Below are 12,629 nucleotides of genomic sequence, written 5' to 3'. Positions count from 1 at the left end.
AGTGTAACATGTGCATTACCTGCTGAAACAGTTAACGCGTCACGGAAATATAAATCATCTGTACTTGTTGAATCACCTGATGCAATTTGCTGTGGTACAAGATAGCTTGTTTGTTTGTCTGCGCCTGAAACCAACGCACCCAAACCAACTTGACCTTCTGCGTCAAGTCCCCATGCGTATACTGTACCTGATTTTGTTACAACAACAGTATGTTCGCCACCGGCTGAAATTTCGATAGCAAGTTGATCGCTGCCGTCCATCCATTGATTTCTTACACGAACCGGTGTTGTTGAATTATTTGTTGTTCCGTTTCCGAGTTGACCGTTAGTATTTTTACCCCATGTATAAACTTCATTTCTGTTGTTTATAACAGCTGAGTGTTCACTACCGGCTGAAATCTTGATTACATTTTCCAAATACCATGTGTCAGTATCTGATTCACCTTTCCATACTTGTGCAGGAGTATAAACATCTGATGATATAACTGTGCCAAGTTTACCGTTTGATACTTCGCCCCATGCAAAGACTGTACCGTCATTTCTTAATGCAAGAGAATATGCGTTTCCTGCCTCGATTGCAATAATGTTGCTCAAATATTCACGATCAGATGCACTGTCACCCTTTAAAACTCTTGTCGGATAAATAACATCTTCACCGGCATAGCCGATACCAAGCTGACCGTGTTCGTTACCGCCCCATGCGTATACATAACCGTCTTTTGTAAGTGCAAGAGAGTGTGTATCACCGGCAGCTACTGATATTACGTCTGAAAGAATTGATTCGTACTCATCCTCATATACATAATATGCTTTACTTCTGTTTTCTTTGTTCATACTGCCAAGCTGACCATGTTCGTTACCGCCCCATGACATAACTTCCATTGATTCAGTAACCATTAATACATGTGTGTCGCTTGCTGAAATGTCACGGATACCAAGCATTGTTGAATCTCCGCCAAATTGAACGGCTACAGGAGAAGCTTTGCTCTTATCAGTCCCGTCGCCAAGTTGGTTTTGAGTATTTTCGCCCCATGCGTATACTTTACCTGAAACTTGAAGTGCAACAGAAAAATTCTTGCCGGCATAAACCTTTGGTGCGGCAATTCTTCCGTCTACATATACATCAATTATACCTGTCCATACAGTTTTACCGGCTGTATTTACGGCACGAACTGTTGTAGAACCGTATTGTCCCGACGGAACAAACTCTGTTCCGTTAACTTGTATTATATTTTCATTATCAGAAACAAAAGTAACTTCACTTGATGCGTCATGTTCTCTCTGAACTTCCACATATTCTGTCAAGCTAAATCCCGGATGAACTGTTCTTATAGCTCTTGTCGGATTAACTACATATTTTTCTTTTTGTGAAATAGTAATTTTTGACGGAGCAAGGAAGAATTCACTGCTTCCGTCATAGTCTTCTTTTATGTCACCTTGATTTGTTGTAATTTGACCTATTTCAAATCTATAGTTTTCTGCAGATTTTTCACCTGTGTATACCGGATAATTGAATGATGAGAAACCTGAATTACCGATTTCACCATAATCACCGATACCCCATGCAGCGATATTACCGCTATTGCTCATAGCAACACTAAAGTTTTTACCTGTGGCTATCAAACTAATATCGCCAAGTGATGCTAAACCTGTTACTGTTCCAGTTTCGCCTGCTACTACGCCATTAGCTCTGTCGTATACTGTAAATGCACCGTTATCATCTATAACTTTACCCCATATTGCTACGTTACCGTCATAGTCGATACTTAGCATATGTTCAAAACCTACAGAAATTGCCATTACATTTGTAAGTTCATAGTTAGGGTCATATTGATATGTTGTATATACTTTGCGTGGTGTACTTGCATAATCTGCTGATAGTGTATAATCACCTAATTGTTGTGAAGCATTATCACCCCAAGCATATACTCTTGAATTTCTGTCAATTACGGCAGTGTTGTTAGCCTTGGCAGAAATTTGAGAAATGTTTTCAAGATAGTAACCGTTACCGTAACTGTCACCCTTGAATACTTGAATCGGATATTCTCTGTCTTCAGTTGTCATATCACCAAGTTGACCACGGTCATTTCTACCCCATGCCCAAACACTACCGTCACGTTTTAACGCAACTGTATGATATGAACCGGCTTTTACTGAAATAATATCTGTTAAATATCCACCGCCGTTAAAGCCTTTTACTTGGTTAGGAATATATGAACCATTTTCACCTGTACCAAGTTGTCCGTATGTATTATCGCCCCATGTGTAAACAGTGTCATTATTTAAAACAATTACAGTATGGTTCTTACCTGCGGCGATGTCTGTAATTTCTGTGAAATCAACGCCATCAGTCAAATCGACTTCTACAGGTAGAGATCTTGAATCCTCAATAGCTGTACCGTCTTCTGTTGTTTCGTTATTTATTTCCACACCAAGCTGACCTGAAGTATTATCACCCCAAGCATACAATAAACCGTCATTTCTTAGTGCAAGCACAAATCTTTCACCGGCTGCTATTCTCTTTATGTCTGAAATATAATCACGAACACCTGTTTCTTCGTCTATCGACAATGTTACTTGAACCGGATACGCTCTATTTATATATGTACCATCACCAAGTTGACCGTAATTATTTATACCCCAAGTCCATACACTACCGTCACCTTTTAGTGCAACAGTAAAATCCTCACCTGTTGCAACCATCGGGGCGTAAAGTTGACCTTCCGGTCTTAGTGTTAGCATTACATTCTTTGTATAATCACCTACTTTAATTGTTAGTGTTGTTGTTCCGAATTTATGGTTTTGGTTCGGAGTTATAACAACATATGTAGTTCCGTCTGCTGCTGTTTCAACATCCAAAGTAAATAGTTTTGGATTTAGCAATGAGAAATTGCTCTTATCAACACCGGTAAGTTTAATAAGGTTTAGTCCTTGCGCGTCGAACAAGTTAAAGTTACCGTATATATTTGAATAGATTTCATTTACATTTATCTTTAAAACGTCATAACTGCTACTATTCCTATAAATCATACTTAATTCTGACGGAAGTACATTTTTATAAGTTGTAGTATCAACAGTACCGTCATATTTTTCAAGAATTGTTTCTTTAACAACAAGACTGTTAGATTCCTTTTCACCTACTTGTGTAGGATATACTTTATTTCCCTTTGAATAATCACCGATATGTCCGTTGTTATTTGAACCCCAAGCGTACACTTTACCGCTTGACTTGACAGCCATTGAAAAATCTTTACCGGCACCAAGAAGGTACACTTCACCAAATTGTTCGTGTGCCAAAGTTTCTCCGTTTTTAACTTCAACAGGAATCGGAGATGATGTTGTTGTTATATTACCTACACCAAGTTGTCCGTTACTGTTTGAACCCCAAGCATACACTTCATCATCTTTTGTAAGTGCAAGCATATGTTCATTACCTACAGCAACACTGCGTACATCGTCCAAATCAACCTTTACAGGTGAATTTACAAAATTGTCTTCTTTTGATGCACCAAGTTGTCCACTATTATTTGAACCCCAAGTATATACTACATTTGCAAGTTCATTTGAAACAGCTCCGCTTTCATCACTTGTTGTCTTATTTTCTTGTATAATTGCAGCCGCACTGTTACCGCCAATAGCAACGTCAACTGCATTATGAATAAATGTATCATTTTCGGATACATATTCACCGTTCCATACCTGTACAGGTACATTTTTCTGAGTTCCGTCTGACACATTACCAAGCTGACCAACAGTGTTGTCACCCCATACAAATATGTCGCCGTTTCTCTTCAATACTGCCGCAAAATTATCACTGGCAGTAACTTTGATAACATCTTCAAGTACAGCTGAACTACTTGCACTTGCGCCCTTAACAACTGATTTTGGTACATTTGAATTTGAAGTAGCACCGTTGCCTAATTGACCTCTGCTACTTGTACCCCAAGAATATACGCTACCTGAAGTTGTCAATGCAAATGCAAAATCTTTTCCGGCAGCCACATTTATAAATTTAACATCTTGTGAATTTGCCTGTACACTAAGCATTTGAGGGGTTGCCGAATAAGCCTCGCCGATGTCGCCTCTGCCAAGCTGTCCATTTTCGTTATTACCCCATGTCCATATATTTCCGTCTACATCAAGTGCAACTACAAAGTCATCACCTGCCGCAATAGTTGTCATTTGAGGAATACCAACTAAAGCTTGTGGAATTGGTCTGTATGTTGTTGCAGTATCTATACCAAGTTGACCGATTGAATTTTTACCCCAAGTATATACAAGTCCGCTTGCAGAAAGTGCAACGGCAAAGTCTACACCTGAGTCAACTTTAGGAAGTGCAATACTTTCTGTTACGTTTACAATTATTGAACCGATATAATTTGTATCAGTATTTCTTAATATAATTGTAGCTTTACCTATTTTATTAGTTGCTGATACAACTCCCAATTGATTAATTAATGCAACTGTATCATCAGAAGTTGCAAATTCAATCTTTGTAGAATCAGCTGTCTTTGATTCTGTAACGCTCTTTAGCATATTGAAACCGCTTAGGTATTTTTCAATCGTTTCTGCGGCGTCAATTTCCAAAGAACCATTGTTTTCTATTGTAATTTCTACCGGCACGTCATTTCCGGTGTACTCTTTTGCAACTGAACCGTCTGCTTTCTTCGCAGTAATTTTTTGCATCATAAGCACACGTGCTTCTCTGTCACCGGTTAAAACAGGAGTACGTCTTGTTTCATTTGAAATATCACCGATTTGTCCGCTTTCATTCAAACCCCACGAATATACATATCCATCGTCCTTGATTACAACAGTATGTGAACCGCCTGTACTTAAACCGATTACGTTAATCAAATAATCGTCTGTACTATCAACAGTTATACCTTTATTTACACGAGTCGGTGTCGCATTTCTTGATATATCGTTATTAGCATCTTTGATACCAAGTTGACCGTATTCATTATCACCCCATGTCAAAACGGCAGTGTCTTCACTTCCGTCAAGAGTTGTCATAATTGCAGAATGTTGTCCGCCGGCAGCTATAGTTTTGATTTTTCCCGAAATTGTTATTTTTTCAGGAACAGGAACTATATCCTTTGTGCTTGAAGCAAGTTGTCTGCGATCATTTGCACCCCACGCATATAATGAGTTGTCAAATGCAAGTGCAAGAACATGATTTGCACCCAATGAAATATCTGTTATATTTTCAAGAGGATTACTATTGTTTGTTATAACTTTGACCGGTTGATTTCTTAATCCATTTACATTAATACCAAGTTGACCATTATCATTATTACCCCATGTAACAACCATACCGTTCGACTTTAATGCCGAGCTGAATTCTTTTCCGGCTGAAATTCTTATAATATTTGACAAATATATGTCACTGCTTGCACTACGACCGCCTAAAACTTTTGTAGCTTTTGTTTTATACTTAGCAAGAGATGTAGTTGAATCATATCCATTGCTACCCACGCCAAGTTGACCGTTACCGTTACTACCAAATGAGTAAACATAACCGTCTTCTGTCAAAACTAATGTATGATTGCCACCTGCCGCGATTGCAGAAATTTTTCCGATTTCTTTTCCGTCTTCTGACACGATTGTAACAGGTACACCACTATCCTTAGTTGTGTAATCTGTTTCTGCCGGTGCTGCCGGTGGACCTTGTTCAATTTGCAATATTGGCAATTTGTCATTTTCATCATACTTATTTGTAAATGACCATACACCACTGCCATCTTCAAAATTCCAACCTGCATATATTGAAGAATCTGTCAAATCAGCATTTGCTAAAGATGCGGCAGCCTCATTACCAACACCTACTACTGTTCCATTATTTGTATATGTGTAAGCAATACCATATTCCACACCTGCCTGAGCATCTGCCGATGACTCTGCCATATTAGACGCAGAAATACCTGCAACACCTGATATGTCAGATGTTCCGCTTACACTTCCTGAATTATAAGCACGGAAAATATTGCCAAGGTTTACGGCTGTAATACCACCGGCATATTTTATGCTTACACTTGTTTCACTGTTTACAACTCTAACATCAGCTCTGTTATATACATTTGAAATCGTGCCGTGTTCACCATTATAAGCAACTAAACCACCACTCAAGTTATATGAAGATATTTGACCTAAAACTATACCCGAATTTGAAACAGTTCCGTCATTAAATCCAACAAGACCTGCTGAAATTGAATATGCCGGCACTGACATGTCATTATCTTCCACCTCTAAAGTGGTATTGCTTACTGAAATACTATTAAGAATTACATTTTGAATTGTACCGTTATTTACAGCAAACATTGCTGATACTGATGTTTTATTATCACCAATATTTGTTCCTGTAGCTGATGAAGATACATTTAGATTGTTTATTCTATATCCGTTACCATCGAAAATACCTGTAAATGGTTTGTCAGCGTCACCTATAGGAGCGAAAGCGCTTGATAGTGTTATATCTTTACCAAGAATAAATTTTCCATCAAGAACTTCGCGTACTTTTTCTAATCCTTCTGCCGCATAAATTGTATAGTAACCTGTATTTTCATCAAATTCAACAGCATCATGAACTTCTTCTTCGTCACCTTCGATTGCTGATTCGATACCGCTTGTACCATTACCAAGTTGACCATACATATTGCCGCCCCATGTATACACTTCACCATTTACACTAAGTGCAACTGCGTGAGTATCTCCGGCAGCTACTGCAACAATATTTTTAAGTACACTGTCGCTTGTTCCGCTTACACCTACTACCTGAACAGGTGAATATTGGCTTGTTCCGTCGCCTTTTGTACCATTACCAAGTTGACCGTTCTTATTTTCACCCCATGTCCAAACAGTACCGTCTGATTTTAATGCAACTGAGAAGTTTTCTCCGGCAGAAACCATTGGTTCTGTATAGAAAGCATCTTCTGAAAGGTCATTTACATGTACAACAAACATTCCTACTACACCTGTAGAAGAAACCGCTTTAATTACAGCAATCCCCTTGGAAACTGCTGTAATTGTAGTTCCGTTTACAGAAACTACACTATCATCTGATGATGAATATGTTATTGATGTTGCTTTCTTAACTTCATCGTCATTGACAATAAGATTAAAGCCTCTAAGTGAAATAATGTTTCCGCCATTAGCTTTAATTGTCTGGTTTTTATTTACAGTTACAGTGTTTGGATTTACTATATCTTTAGTGCCACCATCAGAAGTCGGAACTGTTACAGATAATTGAAGAACATCTTCTGCGCCCGATCCAACCAAAACAGGTACACTGCTATCTTCACGAGATAAGTCACCCAACTGACCGTCACTATTATATCCGAACGCCCAAACATAACCATCTTTTTTCATTACAAATCCACTTTGTGAACCTGCGGCTATTGCCTGACCATTCTCTGAGAAATTGTTATTTGATACGGCAACATTTTTACTTCCGCCTACGCTACCCATACCAAGTTGTCCGTGACGATTATCACCAAAATTATAAACATTGCCTTCTGCATCTATAATTATTGTATTATTACCACCGGCAGCAATTCCTGTTACAGTTGTAATACTATCCTTTTTCTCGTCAACAACGTTGTCTGTTACATCACTTGATGCTAAAGGAGTAACGTCTGACAAAAATTTACTTGTGCTGTTACGTCCAAGTTGACCGTATTCATTTGAACCAACTGTATAAACTTTGCCACCTGTACCGTCAACAGAATATTCCAATAGTACAGAATGGTTTTTACCGGCAGCTATTGCTCCGATATTTGTTATGATTGTACCATCGGCTGACAATTCAGTCGGAACAAGTTGATTCCAAGCCTCATCAGAAGGTTCGCTTGAAACTTCACCATCGCCAACTATAATGTCACTACCCATTTGACCATAATTGTTTGCACCCCATGTCAAAACAACACGATCCATATCAGGTACTTCTGTATTTGCTCCAAGTAAAGCCAATGAATGATTTTCACCGGCAGCTACTGCTACTGCACTGTCTATATATGCACTTGAGCCATCTTCTGCCGACGCGCCCTGGATAACTCTTACAGGTGTTAATTCCTTAGACGTACTTGTAATATCATTTTCATCTCTTGTATTACCAAGCTGAGCATGATTGTTAGCACCCCAAGCATAAACCGCACCTGTTGACAAAGCTACCAACGAGTGCTTACCGCCTGCAGCTATATCATTTGCAAGAGTTATAAAACCGTTAACACTACTATGTTCACCACCAAAAACCTTAACAGGTACATTTTGGTTTGTTGTACTGTTATTACCAAGTTGACCGTTATCGTTCAAGCCCCAAGCCAAAACTGCACCATCACTTGTCATAGCAAGTGCATGATATTTTCCTGCTGCAATCTTAAATACACCACTAAGTTTTTTAGTTGCGTCTACTGCCAAAACCGGAATAGGTCCTTGTGAACTTTCAAAGTTACCGTTACCAAGTTGACCATATGTATTATCACCCCAAGCCCAAACACTACCATCTGATTTCAATGCAATTGTGAAATTTTCACCTGACGCAATCATAGGAGTTGTAAATTCATTAGGTGCTTTAACATGAACTTTTAATATTCCATAGAAACCTTCATTTTCAGCTTTGATTTCTACTATTCCTCTTTCTCCACCATTTTCCAAAGATACCGGTGAAACAGTTTCCCAATTAATCTCAACTGTATCAGCAGATACTCCGGCAATTTTTTCATTTGAAGATGAAAAAATTGTAGCTGAAGTAATATCAAATTTTTGATCGTTTTCTATTAGGTTAAATCCTGACTTATAATATTTTTTAATTTCAGGAATTTCAATTTTTACTTTTTGAGCATCAGTGATTGTTATGATTTCAGGCATTGATTCACTGCTCTCATACTCACCGGCAATTTCATTTGTATCAGCAGACACTACTTTTACATGATCCATTATTAGTGAGTTGCTTGCAGCTGTACCTGTAAGAACCGGCAAATCTACTTTTTCATATTCGTAACCGTTACGTCCGTCACCCAACTGACCTAACATATCAGTACCCCATGAATAAACTTTACCGTCTAATCTCAATGCAGTCATATGGTTTGCGCCGATTGCAATAGCAACTATATTTTCAAGTGAGCTTTCTTCATCTTCAGAATTTGTTGCTCCAGCCATTACATTCATCGGCTCGTTAGTTCTCGATGCAACATTTACATTACCAATCTGACCTTCGTCATTTCTACCCCAAGTATAAACTTTACCATCTGATGTTATTGCAGATGAATTATATCTTGCGGCATTGATGCTGATAACATTTTTTATAGATTCAAGTTTTTCTATTTCACTTGAATTGTTATTGTCATCTTTACCTAATGTATTTTCTTCATTATGACCCCAAACATATACACTTCCTGTATTTGTCAAAATCATTGAATGGAATCTTAATTGTTGTTTACCTTCGTCACCTGATGAACCTGATGAATTAGTACCACCGCCGGCTGCTACATCAAGAACTTGTCCGTCAACACTAAGTTCCATTTTGGAAGGTAATGGTAACACATCTTCTGTTGAAGTGCTTACAAGTAATGAGTCACTGTTTGTTCCCCATACATATAAATTACCATCATTTTTCAATGCAAGTACATGAGAAATGCCTGCCGCTATTTTTATGATGTTTGAAAAATCATTTCCGTCAGCGTCAACCGAAATTTCTGTTGCATATACAACGTCACTGTCATATCCATTATTTTCTATTTCATTTCCGCCGTATTGACCGTTACCAAGTTGTCCGTAAATATTTGAACCCCATGAATAAATTTTACCGTCTGCGCTGATAGCATATGAACTAAAATTTCCAGCTGCTACATATTTGATATTTTCAAGCGGAGTATTTGCAGCGGTCAAAACATAAGCCGGATTTGAACCTGTAATTTTATAACCGCTACCTAATTGACCGTTACGGTTAAGACCCCAAGCATAAACTCGTCCGTCACCATTTACTGCAAGTGCATGTGCATCACCGACAGCGATATGTTTGATATTTGTCAACGGTGACAATTTTCCGTTTTCCTTGATTTCAATTTTATACGGAGTATTTTGAGTATCGCCTGTAACTTTCAAGTTACCAAGTTGATGGTCACCTGCAAGACCCCAACCCCAAACTGTACCGTCACTCTTTAATGCCAAAGTGAAACTTCCGTTTGCCACAACCATTGGAACTGCAGTAGGAAGTACGACGTTATTTCTACTTCCATAAACTTCAAGATTGAATATTCTGAACTTACCGCCGATTTGAGCTGTAATTCTTGTACGTCCTTCTTGTACGCCGGTAATTGTAACACCTGATGCGTATGAACCTTCTTGAAGAACTGTTGCCAATCTTGAATCAAGAATTGTCGTGTTTGTTGCTGTAAGTGATGACTGCAATCCTTTGTCCGGTAAAATGTCACCCAAGGTTCTCTTTTCTCCGACACGAATTTCAATCGTATCTATTCCTTCAAGATCGCTTACCGCTGAACCATTGATTATTTCATTTGGATCACTCACCGCTGAAGTTCCACCGCTGTCACTCAAAACTGAAATGTTATAATTTGCAACAAGCTTTTCATTTATTTCTGTTATATCAACTTTTGCTAACGACTCCGAAGTTTCAGATGTCTGTTTCGGCTCGATTGCATACATTGTTGTTGATGAATTGCTTGTTGATGTAACTTCTGTTGTTGATTCAGCCGGTGTGATTGTTTCTGTTGTTTGTGAATTATCATTTGCATTATCGTCTGACGCAAATTCAATAATTTCATCAACATTAATCTTGTCATTTGAATTTACGTTTTCAGTGTTTTCTGAAATTGTTTCATTCTTATTGACTGATTCATTATTTGCTGAGTCAACTGTAACTTCTTTTTCGACAACATTTGTTACTGTTTTTTCAACTTCTTTTCCTGTAACATTTTCAACAGTATCTGACGATGAAGAAGTTGATGTTGATGTCTTTGTTTCTGTGCTCGGCATTTCTGTTGTTGTATAATCTCTTGAAGATGTTGATGTTGAATTATCAACTACCTTTGATGAAATTACATTGCCTTTTTCATCTGTAACAGTTTCTGTTGTTGTTGTTTCTGTTGTTGTTGTTTCTCTTACTGTATATTGAGTTTCGATTGGTGTTTCTTCTTCAACCGTTTCTTCTACTGTTTCATAAACAGTTTCAACAACAGGAGTTGTGATTGTATCTTCGATTGTTTCTGTAACAGTTTCTGTTTCTCCGTTTTCGTTAACTATTTCACGCTCGACCTCACGCTCAACAGTTTCCTCAACGTTCTTAGTTACTTGTTTAGGAACTTGTTTTTCAACAGTCTTTGTAACCGTACCGCCTGTTTGCTCTGTGCTAAGTATTTCTGTTGATACAGTTTGCTTAACAACAGTTTCGCGATTAACATTTTGTGTGCTCTTTTCTTGAACAGTTTCTGTTACTGTTTTTGTTTCAACTGATGTTTCTGTTTTAGTCTGTTTTTCTTCACTATCAGAAGTGCTATTATAATAGGAAGAAACTCTGTCATTTTCGTTTTGATTTTCTGATTTTTCATCATCAGAAGTTGTTGTATTTTCTACATTTTCTGTTGTTTTTTCTTCTGAATTTGATTCATCATTTTTTACTTCATTATTTTCTGTGTTGTTTTCTTCCGATAATTGATTTTCTTCTAACTTTTGTGAAATTTTTTCTGAATCAAATAATTCCAATGATGTACTATTTTTTCGCTCTGTTTCTTCACTGTTATTTTCTTTATTTTCATCACTTAGTTTTGAAAGGTCGTAATCCGAATTTTCTTGTGAAAGACCTTCTTTTTGCATTTCTCTTAGGAATTCTTCTACTTCCGGCGATTCAAACTCTCTCTTTAATTCTTTATTTTCGTTTGTATCGCTTTGCTCACTGCTTGAATTATTATCAAACAGCATAGCTGTACCTTCTGTGTATTCGTCAGGATCCGATTTTAATCCTGCAAAGAATTTTGTTGTTTCTGTACCGCCAATCCATTCAATTTGAGCTGTACTGTTTTTTCCGTCAACAGATGTTGATTTTATAAGCAATATTGTAGGATCTGCAACTCTCCAAACTATCTCGTCATCCTTATTTTCTGCAAGCGACGCTGTAACAGATACAACATCACCCACTTTAGTAAATCCTATCGCTTGCTTATCCAATGTTATAAAATCACTAACTCTGTTTCCGGCAGTAAGCGGATTTTCAGTTATAGAAGTCTCTGAACTGTCATAATCACCATTGTATGAAGAATAACCATTATTATATGAAGTTTCTCGGAAAGAATTTGAGTTGGCAGCATTATTTTGTGATGAACCACTTGTGTTATTTGATGTTTGTTCTTCAGAATTTTCCTGAACACCACTATTAGACGCAGCCCCTGTCTCTTCATTTTGAACAGGTTCTGCGCCTTCTGATTGTTCTGATTCATCCGGGACGGTATTTTCAGTCCCTTCTTTATTATTGTTTCCATCCTTATCTGTATATGATACGGATAAGAACATTCCGTTTTTCACCGCAGCAATTACATCCACTTGCGGTAATGATGTCGATGCCATTGCTGCCAGCAATGCTATTGATATAGCTCTGCTTGTTTTTTTGCCAAGTCTCAT

At 37.8% G+C, this 12,629-nt stretch carries 1 protein-coding gene (only partly in view); it reads right to left on the bottom strand.

Translation table 11 applies throughout. The features are described from left to right. A protein-coding gene (locus ACSAMO_RS08180) for an RCC1 domain-containing protein (protein WP_499209084.1) crosses the window boundary here: on the bottom strand, window positions 1-12,629 show its 5' portion. Its footprint begins 75,409 nt before the window's first position; only the first 12,629 of its 88,038 coding nucleotides appear in the window; it begins with the start codon at window positions 12,627-12,629; its stop codon lies beyond the left edge, outside the window.

The organism is Ructibacterium sp. SJQ-7, assembly GCF_054696575.1.
This window is presented reverse-complemented; position numbering and strand designations above follow the sequence as displayed.